Source organism: Hymenobacter siberiensis (assembly GCF_018967845.1).
GTDB classification, from domain to species: domain Bacteria; phylum Bacteroidota; class Bacteroidia; order Cytophagales; family Hymenobacteraceae; genus Hymenobacter; species Hymenobacter siberiensis.
The window spans coordinates 3,467,565-3,485,752 of record NZ_JAHLZZ010000001.1; the positions used below are offsets into that span (position 1 = coordinate 3,467,565).

At 63.2% G+C, this 18,188-nt stretch carries 13 protein-coding genes and 1 tRNA gene; 6 read left to right on the top strand and 8 right to left on the bottom strand.

Annotation, left to right across the window (positions count from 1 at the left end; all coding sequences use genetic code 11):
- Positions 1-216: 216 nt before the first annotated feature.
- Both KQ661_RS15065 and KQ661_RS15070 read right to left on the bottom strand, forming a co-directional pair.
- Positions 217-304, bottom strand: a tRNA-Ser gene (locus KQ661_RS15065).
- A 119-nt stretch (positions 305-423) separates the two neighbouring features.
- Positions 424-1,500, bottom strand: a complete 1,077-nt coding sequence (locus tag KQ661_RS15070; RefSeq protein ID WP_216689129.1) for an asparaginase — start codon at positions 1,498-1,500, stop codon at positions 424-426.
- 164 nt (positions 1,501-1,664) lie between these two features.
- Here KQ661_RS15070 and mqo point away from each other — a divergent pair, with 164 nt between their 5' ends.
- From mqo to KQ661_RS15085, 3 genes are all read left to right on the top strand, one after another.
- Positions 1,665-3,170, top strand: a complete 1,506-nt coding sequence (gene mqo, locus KQ661_RS15075; protein WP_216726375.1) for a malate dehydrogenase (quinone) — start codon at positions 1,665-1,667, stop codon at positions 3,168-3,170.
- A 138-nt stretch (positions 3,171-3,308) separates the two neighbouring features.
- On the top strand, positions 3,309-6,638 hold the full coding sequence (locus KQ661_RS15080; protein ID WP_216727381.1) for a S41 family peptidase: 3,330 nt from the start codon (positions 3,309-3,311) through the stop codon (positions 6,636-6,638).
- Positions 6,639-6,803: 165 nt separating this feature from the next.
- Positions 6,804-7,916, top strand: a complete 1,113-nt coding sequence (locus KQ661_RS15085) for an IS4 family transposase (protein WP_216686426.1) — start codon at positions 6,804-6,806, stop codon at positions 7,914-7,916.
- A gap of 135 nt (positions 7,917-8,051) precedes the next feature.
- On the opposite strand, the gene KQ661_RS15090 is transcribed toward KQ661_RS15085, so the two are convergent.
- Entirely contained in the window at positions 8,052-8,792 is a 741-nt protein-coding gene (locus KQ661_RS15090) for an SDR family oxidoreductase (RefSeq protein ID WP_216727382.1), read from the bottom strand.
- A gap of 134 nt (positions 8,793-8,926) precedes the next feature.
- Between KQ661_RS15090 and KQ661_RS15095 the strand changes: the two genes are divergently transcribed.
- Positions 8,927-9,478: a GNAT family N-acetyltransferase gene (locus tag KQ661_RS15095; protein ID WP_216689133.1), complete on the top strand. Its 552-nt coding sequence runs from the start codon at positions 8,927-8,929 to the stop codon at positions 9,476-9,478.
- A 100-nt stretch (positions 9,479-9,578) separates the two neighbouring features.
- Here KQ661_RS15095 and KQ661_RS15100 read toward each other — a convergent pair whose 3' ends face one another.
- Complete coding sequence (locus KQ661_RS15100) at positions 9,579-10,448, bottom strand: SDR family oxidoreductase (RefSeq protein ID WP_216689134.1); 870 nt, start codon at positions 10,446-10,448, stop codon at positions 9,579-9,581.
- Between the two features lie 227 nt (positions 10,449-10,675).
- Here KQ661_RS15100 and pncA point away from each other — a divergent pair, with 227 nt between their 5' ends.
- Positions 10,676-11,296: a bifunctional nicotinamidase/pyrazinamidase gene (gene pncA, locus KQ661_RS15105; RefSeq protein WP_216727383.1), complete on the top strand. Its 621-nt coding sequence runs from the start codon at positions 10,676-10,678 to the stop codon at positions 11,294-11,296.
- A 34-nt stretch (positions 11,297-11,330) separates the two neighbouring features.
- Here pncA and KQ661_RS15110 read toward each other — a convergent pair whose 3' ends face one another.
- Complete coding sequence (locus KQ661_RS15110; protein WP_216726380.1) at positions 11,331-12,161, bottom strand: phosphatase PAP2 family protein; 831 nt, start codon at positions 12,159-12,161, stop codon at positions 11,331-11,333.
- 346 nt (positions 12,162-12,507) lie between these two features.
- Here KQ661_RS15110 and KQ661_RS22600 point away from each other — a divergent pair, with 346 nt between their 5' ends.
- Positions 12,508-13,788 carry a zinc dependent phospholipase C family protein gene (locus tag KQ661_RS22600; RefSeq protein ID WP_216689137.1) on the top strand — a complete coding sequence of 427 codons (1,281 nt, stop codon included), beginning with the start codon at positions 12,508-12,510 and terminating at the stop codon, positions 13,786-13,788.
- A 163-nt stretch (positions 13,789-13,951) separates the two neighbouring features.
- Here KQ661_RS22600 and KQ661_RS15120 read toward each other — a convergent pair whose 3' ends face one another.
- The 3 genes from KQ661_RS15120 to KQ661_RS15130 all read right to left on the bottom strand — a co-directional run bounded on the left by KQ661_RS15120 (position 13,952) and on the right by KQ661_RS15130 (position 17,934).
- Positions 13,952-16,591, bottom strand: coding sequence for an MGH1-like glycoside hydrolase domain-containing protein (locus tag KQ661_RS15120; RefSeq protein WP_216727384.1), 2,640 nt, complete (start codon positions 16,589-16,591; stop codon positions 13,952-13,954).
- Between the two features lie 399 nt (positions 16,592-16,990).
- Positions 16,991-17,446, bottom strand: a complete 456-nt coding sequence (locus KQ661_RS15125; protein WP_216689139.1) for a phosphatase PAP2 family protein — start codon at positions 17,444-17,446, stop codon at positions 16,991-16,993.
- A complete protein-coding gene (locus KQ661_RS15130) occupies positions 17,443-17,934 on the bottom strand; it encodes a hypothetical protein (RefSeq protein WP_216689140.1) in 492 nt (163 codons plus the stop codon). The genes KQ661_RS15125 and KQ661_RS15130 overlap by 4 nt, the downstream gene beginning before the upstream one ends.
- Between the last annotated feature and the right edge of the window lie 254 nt (positions 17,935-18,188).

Genomic DNA, 18,188 nt, shown 5'->3' on the forward strand with positions numbered 1-18,188 from the left:
AGCCGGGTCGAAATCGCAGAGTCGCGCCAGCAGCTCGTCGTTTCGCAGGCAGCGCAAGGTATTCGAGCAGGCCAACTACACCCAGGACTGGGGCAGCGCCCCCGACGTAGCCGCCGGCCAAACCTGGAAAGGCTGGCTCGAAGTAGTAAAATAGCTTCGCATCAAGGCAAACAAAAGCCCGTTTCCAATCTGAAAACGGGCTTTTGTTTGCTTATGTTGAGGGGGTGGGATTCGAACCCACGATGAGCTTGAGACCCATACACACTTTCCAGGCGTGCTCCTTCGACCACTCGGACACCCCTCAAGGATGGTGGTTCGTGGGGCAAAGATAGGGGAAGAATTGAGTTAAAAGTGAAGAGTTAGGAGTTAAGAGTTGCCGTTCTGCTAACTTTTAACGCCTAATGCCTAACTCTTAGCTCATTTTCAAAGCGTTATCTCGCCGCGCAGGTCGGTGGCCAGCAGCTCGCGGGTGCGGGCTTCGCTCACGCCCAAGCCCAGTACGAACATGAGCTTGGTCACGGCCGCCTCGGTGGTAATATCTTCGCCGCCCACGATGCCCATTTCCGCAAAGCGGGCGCTGGTTTCGTACTTGCCCTGCACCACGCGGCCTTCTTCGCACTGGCTCACATTCAGGAGCCACACGCCGCGTTGGCGGGCCTCGGCCAGGCAGGCCAGAAACCACGGCGCGGTGGGCGCATTGCCCGAGCCGTAGGTTTCGAGCACGCAGCCGCGCAGGCCCGGAACGCCCAGAATGGCCGAAACCACCGCCTCCGTAATGCCCGGGAACAGGCGCAGCACGGCCACGCCGGTTTCGAGCTGGCCGTGCACCTTGAGGCGCGCGCCGGGCAGCAGGCGAATGCTATTGTCGTCGAATTCCAGGCTGATGCCAGCACGGGCCAGGGGCGGGTAATTCTCGCTTTTGAAAGCAGCAAACTGCTGACTTTCAACCTTCTTAGCGCGGGTACCGCGAATGAGCACATCGTTGAAGAACACGCACACCTCGGGCACGCGCACAGTGTGGACGCGGGGGTGACGGGCGGCCGCAATTTCCAGGGCCGTGATGAGGTTGCGCTGGGCGTCGGAACGGTTGGCCCCCACCGGCACCTGCGCCCCGGTGAATACCACGGCCTTGCCCAAATGCTCCAATACGTAGCTCAGCGCCGCCGCCGAATAGGCCATGGTATCGGTACCGTGCAGCACCACGAAGCCGTCGAAATCGAGGTAGTGCTGGTCAATGAGGCCGGCCAGAAAGAGCCAGTCGGCGGGCGTCACGTTGCTGCTGTCGATGGGCGCGGGCAGGCTCAGCAGTTCCAGGCGAAACTGCAGGTGGGCCAACTCGGGCATCTGGCGGTCGAGGTGGCCAAATTCCATGGGCACCAGCTCGCCACTGCTGTTCAGGGCCATGCCTACCGTGCCACCCGTGTAGATGATGAGCAGACGCGGGGCCGTGGCATCGGCGCGGGTGGGCAGGGGCAGCAGGGGCAGGTTGAGGTCGGGCATTGGGGGAAGCGACGCGTGGGGTTGGGAAGCGGGCCAAACGGCAACGCGTCGGTTACTCCCACCAGTTCGGGGGCGCAAGGTAGGCCCGAGCAGTTTTCTTCGCCAACAAACAGCCCTGGCCGACTGTCCCCCGTATTGCCAGCGACTATTTTCTCTTTTTCGCTATGACCCCAGCTATTTCCAACCCTGCCAAACCCGTTTCCGACGTCATCCTTATTGGCGCGGGCATTATGAGCGCCACGCTTGGCGTGCTGCTTAAGGCCCTAGACCCCAGCCTGACCATCTCGGTCTTCGAGCGCCTCGACGCCGTGGGCGCCGAGAGCTCCGACGCCTGGAACAACGCCGGCACCGGCCACTCGGCCTTCTGCGAGCTGAACTACACGCCCGAGCGGCCCGATGGCTCCATCGACATCAGCAAGGCCGACAAAATTGCTGAGCAGTTTGAACTGAGCAAGCAGTTCTGGTCGACGCTGGTACTGGAAGGGCAGCTGCCCGACCCCACGGCGTTCGTCCACACCATCCCGCACATGAGCTTCGTGTGGGGTGCCGGCAACGTGGAATACCTGCGCAAGCGGCACGCCGCGCTGCTGTACTCGCCCCTGTTTCAGGGCATGGAATTCAGCACCGACCCGGCCCAGATTGCCCAGTGGATTCCGCTGGTGATGGACGGGCGCGACCCGGCCACGCCCGTGGCCGCCACGCGCATGGCCATTGGCACCGACGTGAACTTTGGGGCCCTCACCCGAGCGCTGTTTGATTATTTGAAGGGGCAGCCAGGCGTGGAGTTTCATTTAGGCCACGAGATTGAGGATTTTCGGCAAAAGGACGACGGTATCTGGCGGTTGAAAGTCAATTACCTGGGGCTCGATGTGAGCCGCATCGAGCGCGCGCGCTTCGTGTTTATCGGGGCCGGCGGGGGCTCGCTGCCGCTGCTTGAAAAGTCGGGCATTCCGGAGGCAAATGGCTTCGGCGGCTTCCCCGTGAGTGGGCAGTGGCTGAAGTGCCAGAACCCGGACATAATTGCCCGGCACGAGGCCAAAGTGTATGGCAAGCCGGCAGTGGGCTCGCCGCCCATGTCGATGCCCCACCTCGACACGCGCCAGATAAACGGCCGCAAAGAGCTGCTGTTCGGCCCCTACGCCGGCTTCAGCACCAAGTTTTTGAAGCAGGGCTCGTACACCGACTTGTTCAAATCCATCGAGCTGGGCAACATCCGGCCGCTGCTTTATGCCGGGGCGCGCAACCTGGGCCTCACCAAATACCTCATCGGCCAGGTGCTGCAAACGCCCCGGGAGCGGACCGCCGCCCTACGCGAGTATTACCCCAAAGCCAACCCCGCCGACTGGCAGCTCGAAGTGGCCGGCCAACGCGTACAGGTCATCAAAAAGGACAAGAAAGAAGGCGGAGTGCTCGAATTCGGCACCGAGATGGTGACGGCCGCCGATGGCTCCATCGCCGCGCTGCTGGGCGCTTCGCCGGGGGCCAGCACGGCCGTGGCCATCATGCTGGAGCTGGTGCAGAAGTGCTTCCCCGCCCGCGCCGCCTCGCCCGAATGGCAGGCCCGGTTCCGGCAGCTGGTGCCTTCCTTCGGCCAGAAGCTGGCCGATAACCCAGCGCTGGCCGCCGCCGTGCGCAAGCATAGCCGCGCGGTGCTGCGGCTGGAGGCGTAAAGCGCTTTCCTAAACGATAATAAAAAGGCGGTCATGCAGAGCGCAGCGAAGCATGACTGTTCGATTTTCATCCAATTTATCCCATCGAAAGTCCCAAAATCCGGCTAGCTTTGCGCAACACCTCAATTCTGCGCAAACATGCTGAAAACCTACTTCTTCGCGCCACTGCTGCTGCTGGCCGGCGCGGCCCAAGCCCAAACCCCACCCCCCGAAACCCTGCTGCTGCGCGAGCCGGCCCTGAGCCGCGACAAGCTGTCCTTCAGCTACGCCGGCGACATCTGGCTGGCCAACCGCGACGGCTCGAATCCGCAGCGCCTGACTGTGGGCGCGGGTGTGGAAACCAACCCCCACTTCTCACCCGATGGCCAGTTCATTGCCTTCACCGGCGACTACGACCGCAACGCCGACGTGTACGTGGTAGCAGTGAGCGGCGGGCAGCCACGCCGCCTGACGTGGCACCCCTCGGCCGAGGTGGTGCGCGACTGGACGCCCGACGGGCAGCGCATCCTCTTCAGCAGCTCGCAGGAAGCCTATGCGCGCTCGTTGCAGCTCTTCACCGTGCCGATGAGCGGGGGGCTGCCCACCCGCCTACCCCTGCTGATGGGTGAGAAGGGCAGCTACTCGCCCGATGGCAAAACCTTGGCCCACACGCATATTACCAACCCCACCACTACCTGGAAGCACTACCGCGGCGGCCAGACCGGCCCCATCTGGCTGACGGATTTGCAGACGCTAGCCACCGAGGGGATTCCGCACGAGAACGCCACCGACACCAGCCCGCTGTGGCTGGGCGGCAAGGTCTATTTCCTGAGTGACCGCGCCCGTACCAACAACGTGTTCGTATATGACCCGGCCACCAAAAAAGTGGAGCAGCTGACCCGCCACACCGATTATGACGTGAAGGCGCTGAGCGGCAACGGCACCGATTTGGTGTATGAGCAGGCCGGCCGGCTGCACCTAATGAATACCGGCTCGGGCCAGACGACCGACCTCAGAATCAGTATCTCGCCCGAGGTGCTGGCCCTGCGGCCGCAGTACCGCAGCGTGGCCGGCATGCTGCACGGGGCAGCCATCTCCCCCACAGGCGTGCGCGCCGTGGTGGAGGCGCGCGGCGATGTGTTCACCGTGCCGGCCAAAAAAGGCGAAAGCCGCAACCTGACCCATTCCGATACCTCGCACGAGCGCTACCCGGCCTGGGCCCCCGACGGCGCGCACATCGCCTACCTGTCCGACGCTTCAGGCGAGTACCAGCTGATGGTGCAGGACCAGCGCGGGCTGAAACCGGCGCAGGCGTATTCGCTGGGGCCGAACTCCTTCTACTTCCGCCCCCTGTGGTCGCCGGACAGCAAGAAAATTGCCTACACCGACAAGAAGCTGAACCTATGGTATCTCGACCTGGCTTCGAAGAAAACCACCCGCGTGGCCGCCGATACCTACGGCCCGCTGCTGGACGAGCCGGCCCTCGACCCGGCCTGGTCGCCCGACGGGCAGTGGCTGGCCTACGCCCAGCAGATGCCCAACCACATGCGTACCGTGTGGATGTACCACCTGCCCAGCGGCCGCCGCGTGGCCGTGAGCGACGGCCGCAGCGACGCCACCGCGCCCGCCTTCAGCCGCGACGGCAAGTACCTGTTTTTTACGGCCAGCAACGACGTGGCCCTGCGCGCTACCTGGCTGGACATGTCGTCGTATGACCGCAACAGCAAGCGCACGCTGTATGTGGCCGTGCTCAACCGCCGCGACACTTCGCCCTTCGCCCCGCAGAGCGACGAGGAAAAAGAGGCCATCAGCAAGCCCGACTCGATTATTGTGGGCAAGCCGGTGGGCAACCGCCCCGCGCCCAAAGTGGCCGTGAAGGATTTGAAGCCGCGCAAGCCCGTTGCCACCGCCAAAATCGTAATTGATACCGTGGGCCTGGGGCAGCGCATTCTGGCCCTGCCCGGCTCGGTGGTGGGTGAGCTCAGCAACGTGCAGGTGGCCGACGGCGACAAAATATTCTACCTGGAGCAGGTGCCCGCCAGCGTGGCCGCCGGCCCCGATGCCACGCCTACTGCCCCCAACCACCGCCTGCACCGCTACGATTTGAAAGAGCGCAAAAGCGAGCTGTACCTGGCCGAAGTGAACGACTACGCCGTGAGCACCGACGGTAACAAGCTGCTCTACATGGCGCCGCACGATGCCTACGGCATTGTGGAAGCGGCCGGCAAACCAGTGGCCAACGACGGCAAAATGGCGCTGACGAGCCTCGACGCCTACGTGGACCCGCGCCACGAATGGGCCCAGATGTTCGACGAAGTGTGGCGCCTGGAGCGCGACTACTTCTACGACCCCGGCATGCACGGGCTCGACTGGGCCGCCACCAAAAAGAAGTACGCCGGCTTTCTGCCCTACGTGGCGCACCGGGCCGACCTCAACTACCTATTTGCCGAGATGATGGGCGAGATGGTGGTGGGCCACAACTACGTAAGCGGCGGCGACATGCCCAGCCTCACGGCCAACCCCGTGGGTCTGCTCGGGGCCGACTACGAGGTAGTGGACGGGGTTTACCGCTTCAAAAAGGTATTCAACGGCGAGAGCTTCAACCCCAGCCTGCGCGCCCCCCTCACCGGCCCCGGCGTGGGCGTGCGGGCCGGCGACTACCTGCTGGCCGTGAACAACCGCCCGCTGCGCGGCACCGACAACGTGTATAGCTTCTTCGAGAACACCGTGGGCAAGCAGATTACCCTGCTGGTGAACGATAAGCCCGGCCCCAAAGGAGCCCGCGAGGTAACCGTGGTGCCCGTGGCCAGCGAAGCCACCCTACGCCGCATTGCCTGGGTCGAGGATAACCGCCGCACCGTAGACCGGCTCACGGGTGGCAAGGTGGCCTACGTGTACCTGCCCAACACCGGAGCCGAAGGCTACGAGTTTTTCAACCGCTACTATTTCAGCCAGCTCGATAAGCAGGCCGTAATTGTGGACGAGCGGTTCAATGGCGGCGGCTTCGTGGCCGACTACATTTTGGACCTGCTCAACCGGCCCCTACTCAGCTACTGGGCCCCGCGGGAGGGCCGGCCGTTTACCTCGCCGGGCTCGTCCATCTACGGACCCAAGGTGATGCTGGTGAACGAGTTTGCTGGCTCCGGTGGCGATGCGCTGCCGGCGTTTTTCCGGCAGCGCGGGCTGGGCACGGTCATCGGCAAGCGCACCTGGGGCGGCCTGGTGGGTATTTCTGGCTACCCGCCGCTCATCGACGGCGGCAGCGTAACCTCGCCCAGCTTTGCCGTGTACAGCCCCGATGGCAAGTGGGAAATTGAGAACGAAGGCGTGGCCCCCGACATCGAAGTAGACGTGCGCCCCGCCGACACCCAGAACGGTGCCGACCCGCAGCTGGCCAAAGCCATTGAGGTGATTTTGCAGGACCTGGCCAAGCAGCCGGCCAAGTCGCAGGGCATTCCGGCGCAGTACCCGCTGCGCGGCCGGGAGTAACCAACTGTCATGCTGAACGCAGTGAAGCATCTGAGTAAAGCAAAGCGTCCGGAACTTATCCAGGCACTTTACTCAGATGCTACTCTACCCTACTATTTTTCAGGTACAAAAACGGGGCAGCCCGACCTTTGGGGTTACGACACCACCAAAAAACCGTTCTGCCCCGTGAAGCAACACTTCGCTGCTAAAATTACGACGCTTTTGCAACAGGCCCCGTTTGTGGGCCACTTGTCCCGCCAAAAGTTTGTGGGCCAGTTCATTCTTGGCCTGATAAAGAGCCGCAACGTGCAATTCGGCGAGGTGGCCCAGCACCTCAATGACGCGGCCAAGCCCGCCTCGAACGAAACGCGCATTCAGGACTTTTTCCGCGAAGTAGACCTCAATTACGTACTGTTGGCCAGGCTTTTACTGAGTTTGTTGCCTGCGCAGGGCAAGCTGCGCTTATGCCTCGACCGCACGGAGTGGGACTTCGGCCAGTGCCAGGTGAACATCCTGCTCGTCACCGTCGGCACGGGCGAGGTCCACGTGCCCCTTTATTGGCACCTGCTCGACAACCGCAGCGGCAACTCCAACGCCGCCGACCGCATCGCGGTGCTCGAAAAGTGCCTGGCCTTGCTGGGCAAAGACCGCATCGGCCTGGTCGTGGGCGACCGGGAATTTGTCGGCCATGCGTGGTTCAAGTGGCTCAAAGACAATGGGCTTAATTTTGTCATGCGCGTGCCCAAGCACCACTGCCTGACCCACGCCGACGGCCGGCGGCAGGCCGTGGCCGACCTGGGCCTGGTGCCGGGGCAGGTGCGCCGCTTCGCCCACGTGCAGGTCGACGGGGTCTGGGGACAGGCCTGGGTCAAGGCCGTGGCGGCGGACGCGTTTGTCTTCCTGTTTGCCACGGCCGGCCTGAACCACCTCGCGCAACTCTATGCCAAGCGCTGGACGATTGAGCAATGCTTTCAAAATCTGAAAGGGCGGGGCTTTAACCTGGAAGCCACCCACTTGCGCTGTTTCCAAAAGCTGCGCAAGCTCGTGGCCCTGGTCAGCCTGGCCTACGCGTTTTGTCTGGGCGTGGGCGCGGCCGCCCACGGCGGCCGCCAGCCCATTGCCCGCAAAAACCACGGCTACCGGGCCGCCAGCCTGAGCCGCCACGGCCTCAATCTGCTCCGCCAACTCGCCCGCCCGCTGACCCTGCCCGAGGACCCATTGGCCCGCTTGGTTGAAACGCTACTGAACTGGATTACGAGGCAACTTGCTAAAAATCAATTACTAAAAATAGTAGGGTAGAGTACTCAGATGCTTCACTGCGTTCAGCATAAGGAGTTGTTTAGAAAGTCACAAAGGTCCCCGAACGGTCATGCTGCGCTGCGCTCTGCATGACCGTTCGGGGATTTTCTAAACAACTCCTAATGGTAGAAATGCCTACCGGTTATTCATCGCCCGAAACTGCTCGTCCAGCTCGGCCCGCGAGGCCAGGCGCGACTTTTCGGAGCTGCCGTAGCCCACTTCCTGCTCGCCGGCCGCCAGCCGCGCCATTACGGAATCGGCAAAGTCATCAACCGGCACGCCAAAGGTGTGCAGACCAGGACCACCGAGGTCAGTATTCACAGCTGGCGGCACAATTTCGAACACCGCAATGCCCGTGGGCACCAGCTGGTGGCGCAGCGAGAGCGTGAACGAGTGCAATGCCGCCTTGGTGGCGCTGTAGATGGGCACGAACGCCGCCGGCGCAAACGACAGCCCCGACGTGACGTTGACAATGGCCGCGCCCGGCTGCTGGCGCAGGTGCGGCACCAGCAGCATAGCCAAATGAATGGGCGCTTCCACGTTGATAACCAGCTCTTGGCGGCGGGTTTCCCAGTCGGCCGCGGCATCATCGGCCAGCTGAATGCGGTTCTGGATGCCGGCGTTGTTCACCAGCACGTTGAGGGCGGGGTATTCGGTGGTGGCCCAGCACACCAGCTCGGTGCGCTCGGCGGCGGTGGCAATGTCGCCCTGGCGCGTAATCAGGCCGGGGTAGCGCTGCTGGGCTTCGGCCAGCTTATCGGCCCGGCGGCCCACGATAATGACGGTGCTGCCGGCCTGCAGAAAACGGATGGCCAGTGCCAAGCCAATGCCCGAGGCCCCGCCGGTGAGCAGGATGGTGTTGGTGGCTAAGTTCATGGAGAAAAATAGAGGGTTTGAGAAGCAGGCGGCTAACAAGCCAGCCGCCCGGTTGGTTAGCAAAGCACCCCCGCGGGGCCTTATCTTGCGGGCTTATTGCCGGGCTTATCGGCCCGGTGCGTCTCTTTTTTTATATGATTATACTGGAACCCTTCAGGTCCGACGATTTCGCTCAGCTCATGGAATGGGTCGACGACGAGCGGCTGATGAAAGAGTGGAGCGGCTCGATGTTCTCCTTCCCTCTTACCGAGGCCGGCCTGAGCTGGTACATCGAAGGCTCCAATGATATGAATGACCCCAACGTCTTCATCTACAAAGCAGTGGATTCGAAAACCAGCGTCACCGTCGGGCACATCTCACTGGGCGGCATCAGCGAGCGCGACCGGGCCGGGCGCATCACCCGCGTGCTGGTGGGCAACACGACCGAGCGCCGCCGGGGCATCTGCCAGGCCATGGTGAAGGCCATGCTGCGCCTCGGGTTCGAGGACCTGAAATTGCACCGCATCAGCCTGGGCGTCTACGATTTCAACCACGCGGCCATCAACTGCTACCTCAAGTGCGGCTTCCAGGAGGAGGGCCGCATGCGCGACGTGGTGCGCCACGGCGACGGCTACTGGACGCTCATCGAAATGGGCATTCTGGAGGATGAGTGGCGGGCGCTGTACCCGGCAATTCATGCCGTTTAGTAGTTACCCGAACAGGGCGTTTTCATTCCGACGAAGGAGAAATCTGAGGGTGGAATTTACCCAGATTCCTCCTTCGTCGGAATGACAAGCCTGCGGTGTCCTAATCCAGCAATTTCACCCCCGTGAGCACCTCGCTCAGCGCCCAGAGCCGCTGGGCATTTTCGGGCGTATTGAAGGAGCTTTTCACGGGCTCGGCCTTTTTCTTGTCGAAATAGCCACCGCTGACGGTGCCCACCTCGGGCGCGGAGGCCAGGAAAATGCTGGTTTCGGCCCCTTTTTCCACCGAAATCATGAAGGGCCGGCCCAGCTGCGTGAGAAAGCCCATCAGCCCACCCGAACTGTTGCCGAAGCCGCTGGCCACCACGCCGGGATGCAGCACGTTGGTGGTAATGTTGGCAATGCCGTGGGTGCGCAGGCGGCGGGCCAGCTCCTGCGTGAACATGATGTTGTAGAGCTTGGTGTTGGCGTACACGCGCAAGCCGCCGTAGCCGCTGGCCGACTGAAAGTCAGCCAAATCCGGCCGGGCAATGCGGTACGCTTCGGAGGCTACGTTGACCACGCGGGCGGCGGGGCTGGCCTTGAGCTTATCGAAGAGCAGGGCCGTGAGCAGGAACGGGCCGAGGTGGTTGGTGGCCACCCCCAGCTCGTTGCCATCGGGCGAGAGCTGGCGCTCGGCCCCGAAAATCAGCCCGGCGTTATTCACCAGCACGTCGAGGCGCGGGTAGCGGGCGTTGAACTCGGCAGCGGCGCGGCGCACCTGGTCGAGGTCGGCGAGGTCGGCGAGCAGGATGTCGACATGGTTGTGGCCGGCGGCGGCTTTAATTTCCTGCTGAGTATCGGCTGCTTTTTCGGCGCTGCGGGCCAGAATGACGATGTGAGCACCCTTTTTGGCCAGCTCAGTGGCCGTGACTTTGCCGATGCCGGAGGTAGCTCCGGTGACGAGGATTATCTGATTTTGAAGGTCGGGCATGAGGGATGAGCGTAGGTTTGTTCTGGGGTAAACGTAACTCCGGCCAGAATGCTTGGTTTATTTCCGGTCGCAATCAAAAAGAACGTCATGCCGAGCGCAGCCGAGGCATCTCGCGTGAGTCGTTGAACGACCCCAAATAACCCCGAGCGAGATGCCTCGGCTCCGCTCGGCATGACGTTCTTTTGTGCCCTTCCCTATTCAAACCACATTGCCCATCTCCCCTACCCATGAAAGTCCTCCTGCTCATCGATATTCAAAACGATTTCCTGCCCGGCGGCCGGCTGGCCGTGCCCGAGGGCGACGCCATTATACCGCTGGCGAATGCGTTGCAAGCGCATTTCGACCTGGTGGTGGCCACCCAGGACTGGCACCCGGCCAGCCACGAGAGCTTCGCCAGCAACCACGCCGGCCGCAGCCAGTTCGAGCAGATTGACTTGCACGGCCTACCGCAGGTGCTCTGGCCCGACCACTGCACCCAGGCCAGCAACGGCGCGGCCCTGGCCCCCGCGCTGCATACGGAACGCATCGAAGCCATCTTCCGCAAGGGCATGCACCCGGAAATTGACAGCTATAGCGCATTTTTTGACAATGGCCACCGCAAAAGCACCGGCCTGGCCGACTACCTGCGCGGCCGGGGCGTGACCGAAGTTTTCGTGGCCGGCCTGGCCGCCGACTATTGTGTGTACTACTCGGCCCTCGACGCGCTGGCCGCCGGCTTTGCCACCACCGTCGTCACCGATGCTACCCGCGCTATCTCGGCCGAGGGCTGGGCAGCAGCGCAGGCCGATTTGCAAGCAAAAGGAGCTTGCCTTATGGCGAGCCCGGTCCTGCTATCAGCCGCAGTTTAAGTAAGCGCTGCTATAAAGCTAGCAGTAGTTTAAGCTACAGCCGCTTGCTCAGCAGCATGCCCGAATACGCATAGCCGTTGGCATTCAGCCCCTGCAAGGGCATCAATGACAGGCCGCGGCGGCCGGCCACTTTGTGCAGCTGCGGAACTACCACGCCCATGGTTGCGCCCACGGCGTAGCCCACGAGGTTGTCGGTGAGGAAGTGCTTGCCGGCTTCGATGCGGAAGTAGGCCACGGCGGCGGGTATTACGGCCGCCGCGCCCCACACGAAGGGCTCGCCGGCGTAGCCGGGATTGAAATCGTGCATGACTTTGGCGGCGAAGAAGGTGGCCGTGGCTGTGTGGCCGGTGTGCCCGGCGAAGAAGGAATTGGTGGCGATTTTGCCCGAGCGCCCACCGCCGCCCTCGGTGCCGTAGAGATAGGGCCGGTAGCGGTAGATATTGCCCACCGAGGTAGTGAACAGTGCATCGGTGGCCAGCATTGTTTCGATATACAGGCCTACTACCTGGCCGTAGTGGCCGCGCACGTTGTCGTTGAGGGCCAGCAGGGCGGGCGCGATGACCAGCGTGGGGTAGCAGAGCAAGTCGCTGGCGGTCTGGGCGCGGTCGCTGTACCAGCCAGCCGAGAAGCGGTCGATTTTTGGAATATCGTTTTTGTTGAGCGCGGCCAGCTCGGCATCGCTCAGGCCGCTTTTCTGCTGCACGCGGTAGAGACCGAAAGCGCTGGTCGCGCCCAGCCCCAGGATGATGGGGCCATCGACGGCGAAGCGGGTGTGATAGGGCGAAGCTGAGTGCTGCGCCTGGGCGACGGGGGCGGCACCGGTAAGCAGGGAGCCCACAAGAGCGAGCGCGGAAAAAAATTTCATAGGTAAATAATTGGGTGACTGCGGTTACGCAGGCAACTTTTGCGTCAGGTGGTTTAACTCGTTTTTAGTTACTGGTTTCTCGTTGCTGGTCCCCGTCTTAAAAACGGCTCAAACGCGTTAAACCAGCAACAGCAACACATACCGCAGAAAGCCCTGCGTAACCGCAACTGGGTAATATGGCCCAAAACGAAATTCTGCGCCCTGGGTTTCGGGGTGGTGATGGTCGCGAAAGGCTGGGGCTGCTTCCCTGCGCCTTTGGCACCGGCCCGAACGGCGCCGGGCCTTTGCAACGGCCGGACGGCTTTTCCCGTTGCCACGAAGGCGCTTGCTCTGCACCAACTTTCTTATGATTTTTCGCTTATTCCTTCTATTGCTGCTGGCCGCGCCTTTGGCCCCTGCCGCCGCCTATGCCGTGCTCACCCATCAGGCCGTCATCGACTCGACCTGGGACAAAACTCTGGTGCCGCTGCTGCGCCACCACTACCCCGGGGCCACCACCGAGCAGCTCGAAGAGGCCAAAAGCTACGCCTACGGCGGCTCCATTTTGCAGGATATGGGCTACTACCCGCTGGGCTCCACGCTCTTCACCAACCTCATGCACTACGTGCGGTCCGGCGACTTTGTGCGCAACCTGCTGGGCCAGGCCCACAACCGCAACGAGTATGCCTACGCCCTGGGCGCGCTGGCCCACTACGCCACCGACAATGTGGGCCACCCCGAGGGCACCAACCAGATTATGCCCACCGTGTACCCCGATTTGCGGGCGCAGTTCGGACCGGTCGTCACCTACGAGCAGGCCACCAAGCGCCACACCGAGCTGGAATTTTCGTTTGATGTGGTGCAGGTGGCCGCCGGACGCTACCGCAGCCAGGAGTACCACAAATTCATCGGCTTCCGGGTGAGCAACCCGGTGCTGGAGCGCGCTTTTCAACAAACCTACGGGCTGGAGCTGGGGCAGGTAATTCTGAACGTGGATGTGAGCATTGCCACCTTTCGCTTCGCCGTGAACCAGCTGCTGCCGGCCACGGCCCGCGCCGCCTGGCACAGCCAACGCAAGGCAATCAGGAAGATGAGTCCCCAGGCCCGGCGGCGCGACTATCGCTACAAGGCCAGCCCCCGGGCGTTTCGCAAGGAATTTGGTGATGGGTATGAGCGGCCCGGCTTCGGGGCGCGGGTAATGGCCTTCTTCATCAACCTGCTGCCCAAAATAGGCCCGCTGAAAACCTATGCCTTCAAGCTGCCCGATGCGGCGGGCGAGGCGAAGTTCCGCGCCAGCTACCGGGCGGTGCTGGTGCGCTTCGCCACGCTGGTGCGCGAGCAGCCCACCGACACCGCCCGCACCCGGCCCCTGCCCGACACCAACCTCGACACCGGCAAACCCACCCGCCCCATCACTTACGCCCTGGCCGACCAAACGTACAACGAGCTGCTACGCGAGCTGCACAAGCGTAAGTTCGAGCACCTCACCCCCGCCCTGCGCCAGGCCCTGCTGGCCTACTACGCCAAGGGGGTACCCACCCCAACTCAGGAAACCAAGCACGGCGACGCCAAAACCGAACGCAAGGTGGAGAAAAAGCGGCCGGAAACGGAGGAGGCATTGGCGGCGCTGCGGGCCTTGCCGCAGTAGCACAAGCAGAAACGAGCCGGGAAATGTCATGCTCATCTGGCGTCCGCGTAGCGGCAGCATCTCTGCCGCGTAAGCAATTATTCAAGTACTTAGTGCTTTTACGCAGCCGCTGCGGCTGCGCGGACGCCAGATGAGCATGACGTTCTGATTTAGCTTCCCCAATCTACCCGCCCGCCTTTTCCAGCAGACGCACGACCAAGCCGGTCCAGCCGGTTTGGTGGCTGGCGCCGAGGCCGTGGCCGTCGTCGCCGTGGAAGTACTCGTGAAAGAGCAGGTTGTCGCGAAAGTGCGGGTCGGTCTGGTGGATTTCGGTATCGCCCAGGGCGGGGCGGCGGCCGTTCTCATCCTTGAGAAACAGGCGGGCGAGGCGGGCTGAAAGCGCATCGGCCACCTGCGCCAGCGTGTGCAGCTGGCCCGAGCCGGTGGGGTACTCAATGGTAAACGCATCGCCGTAGTAGCTATGGTAGCGCTGCAGCGACTCGATGATGAGGCAGTTGACGGGTAACCACACCGGCCCGCGCCAGTTGGAGTTGCCGCCAAACATGTCCGACTCAGCCTCGCCGGCCACGTAAGTCACGGAGAAGCTGTCGGCCTCGCCCATGTGGTAATAGTACGGGTTGTCGAGGTGGTAACGCGAGAGCGAGCGGATGCCGAATTCGGAGAGGAATTCGGTTTCATCCAACATGCGGGTAAGCACGCTGCGCAGGCGGCTTTGGCGCATGAGGCCCATAAGGTGGCGCGCGCCCTGGCCGGGCTCCTGCCAGCGGCTCACCAGCTCGGCCAGGCGCGGGCGACGCTGGATGAGGGCCAGGGCGCGGGCGTGGAACTCGGGCACGGTAGCCAGCAGCTCATCGTCAATTACCTCTATGGCAAACAGCGGGATGAGGCCCACCATGGAGCGGATGCGCAGGCGGGTGCGCGAGTCGTCGGGGGCGTGCAGGACGTCGTAGTAGAACTGGTCTTCTTCGTCCCAGAGATTGAAGTGGCCACCGCCGCCGCGGGTCATGGCTTCGGCGATGTACAGGAAATGCTCGAAGAACTTGCTGGCCATTTCCTGGTACACGGGCGTGGTTTGGGCCAGCTCCAGGGCCATGCGCATGAGGTTGAGGGCGAACATGGCCATCCAGCTGGTGCCGTCGCTCTGCTCGATTTTGCCGCCGGTGGGCAATGGTGACGAGCGGTCGAAAACCCCAATATTGTCCATGCCCAGGAAGCCGCCCTCGAAGATGTTGCGCTCGTCGCGGTCCTTACGGTTCACCCACCAGGTGAAAGTCATCACCAGCTTCTGGAACACGGCTTCGAGGAAGGCGGTGTCGCCCCGGCCCTCGTGCAGTTTGCGGTCCATCTGGTACACGCGCCAGGTGGCCCAGGCGTGCACGGGCGCGTTCACGTCGCTGAAATGCCACTCGTAGGCGGGCATCTGGCCGTTGGGGTGCAGGTAGCCATCCTGGCAGAGCAGGCGGAGCTGCTGCTTGGCGAAGTCGGCGTCCACCATGGCCAGCGGCAGGCAGTGAAAGGCGAGGTCCCAGGCCGCATACCAGGGGTATTCCCACTTGTCGGGCATCGAGACGATGTCGGCGTTGTGCAGGTGCCGCCAGGCGGCGTTGCGACCGGTGAGGCGCTCGGGCGGCGGCACGGGGCGGCCAGGGTCGCCGTCGAGCCACTGGCTCACATCGTAGTAATAATATTGCTTGCTCCAGAGCATGCCGGCGAAGGCCTGGCGCTGCACGTTGCGGGCGTCGGCATTGCGGAGGCCCTCCTGAATGCAGTCGTAGAACTCGTCGGCCTCGGCGCGGCGGGTGGCGAAAAGGGGGTCGAAATCGGCAAACGGCGCTTCGTGCGTGGGCTGGCTGAGGCGCAGGCGCAGCACGCGGGCTTCGCCGGCCGGAATGTTGAACTGGTAGCGGGCGGCGGCCTTGGTGCCGGTTTCGGCGGGGTTCACGGCCGTGGCCTGGCCCTGTACGATGTACTCATTGATGCCGTCTTTGAAGTAGCGGCCGGCCTTGTTTTTCTTCTCGCGCTTCTTGCCAAAGAGCGTGGGGCTGGTTTCGTTTTCGCAGAACAGCAGCTCCTCGGCGCGGTCGCAATACAGCTGATAGCGACCCAGGTCGCGGTGCTCGGCTTCCATCGCAGCGGCCTGGGTACGACGGATTTCGGGCCGGTGGTCGTCGTAGCCCAGCGTCCAGGTATTGCGAAACCAGAGCTGCGGCAGCACCGTGAGCGGCGCGGCCTCGGGACCCCGGTTGTGGATGGTGAGCTGAATGAGCACGTCCTGGGGGCCCGCTTTGGCATACTCAATGAACACGTCGAAGTAGCGGCTTTCGGCGAAAACACCGGTGTCGAGCAGCTCGAATTCGGGCTCCTGGCGGGTGCGGGCGGCATTTTCATCCCGCAGCTCATCGTAAGGGAAAGCAGCCTGCGGGTACTTGTACAGCATCCGCATGTAGGAGTGCGTGGGGGTGCTGTCGAGGTAGTAGTAGTGCTCCTTCACGTCCTCGCCGTGGTTGCCCTGGCCGTTAGTGAGGCCGAAGAGGCGCTCCTTCAGCTGGTTATCGACCCCGTTCCAGAGGCCGATACCGAAGCACAGCCGCTGCTGGTCGTCGCTGATGCCGCCGAGGCCTTCCTCACCCCAGCGGTAGGCGTAGGCGCGCGCCATGTCGTGGGTGATGTAGTTCCAGGCGTCGCCGTTGGCGCTGTAGTCTTCGCGCACAGTACCCCACTGGCGCTCGGTGAGATAGGGGCCAAATTGTTTCCAGTCGGTGGTTTTGGCGCGGGCTTCGAGGAGGCGGATTTGTTCTTGCATACAGGGACGGACGCGAGCGGGGCCGGGCGCGACAAACGCGGCGCGGGCGCGGCTGGCGGGGTTGGCGGGAAATCGGGCTTACGGAATCAGGCGGGTGGGCGGCTATTTGCGGGGTATTGAACAAATGGCGCGGGCCCTCATGCCTGCCAGTTTAGAGCAGCATAACCCTTGCTGGCGCGAGTTTAGCGCAGCGTAACTCGTGACCGGCCTTACGGGGGAGGCTGTGCCTCCCATAGAACGACCCATCTTGCGCAATTCCGCCTTGCCGCTGGCGCGGCAGTGGAGGTATAACCTCCACTCAAAACCGGGCACGAGTTACGCTGCGCTAAACTCGCGCCAGCTACCGGGCCAACCTCGCCCGTTTGGTCTTAGTCAGGGATACGAGCCGCAAAGTTTGCGCTACAGCGCCCGTGCAAAGCGCACACCGCCGTAGGCATAGCCGTTCATGTTCTGCCCCTGCACCGGCCCCAGCGAAACACCCGTGCCGTGCAGCTTTTTATAGAAATGCAAGGTCACCAGCCCCGCCGCCGCTCCCACCCCCACGCCCACCGCCGAATCGAGGAAGCGCTGGGGCGGCACGTTGGCGGGGTAAAACACGGTTTCGTTGCGGTGCAGGCGCGGCACCATCACGCCCACGGTGGCCCCCACGGCGTAGCCCACCAGGTTATCGGAGAGGAAGTGCTTGCCGGCCTGCACGCGGAAGTAGGCCACCACGGCGGGCACGGCGGCGGCCACACCCCACACGTAGGGCTCGGCTTGGGAGCCAGGGTTAAAATCGTGAAAAACCTGAGCCGCGAAAAACGTGGCCGTGGCCGTATGCGCCGTGTGGCCGCCAAAAAACGCATCGGTGGTCACCGGGCCGTGGCGCAGCGCGCGCCCCCCTCGGGGCCGTAGAGGTAGGGCCGGTAGCGGTATACGGTGCCCACCGTGAGCGTGAACAGGGCGGCCGTGCTGCTCATGGTTTCGAGATAGAGGCCGGCCACCTGCCCGTAGCGCCCGTGCACGTTGGGCTGGAAAGCCAGCAGCGCGGGCACCAGCGCCAGGGTGCAGTAGCAAAAACCGTCGCTCACGACCTGGGCCCGGTTGCTGAACCGGCCGGCCGAAAACCGGTCGATACGGGGAATATTGGCCCGGTCCAGAGCGGCCAGGTCGGCCTCGGTGGCGGTGCGCTTGTGCTGCACCAGCAGCAGGCCGGCGGCGCTCAGCCCCAGCAGCCCGGCCGTGATGGGGGCATCGACGGCGAAGCGGGTGGTGTAGGGCGAAGTGGCCTGCTGGACCCGGGCAGGCGGGCGGCAGCCCAGCAGTAGCGCCCCGGCGAGGAACAGCGTAGGACGAAGCTTCATAAAACTGTAAATCAACCATTTATACAACCATGAGGCGCAAGGTACGCGGCCGGTGGGGCTGGGTAACGGTTCGGTACCTTATCTGCGGCTGGTTGCGGCGGCAGCGGCTGGCGCACCTGGAACGGTTGCCGCGCTACCCCGCGCCAGCAGCCATCCGCAAACTGAAAGCACCGCGCCGGCAGAGCTCCGGGTTAGACCACAAACAGGCGTTCCGTTTTGCAAACAGCCCGCTGCACGCCCCCGGGGCAGGCACC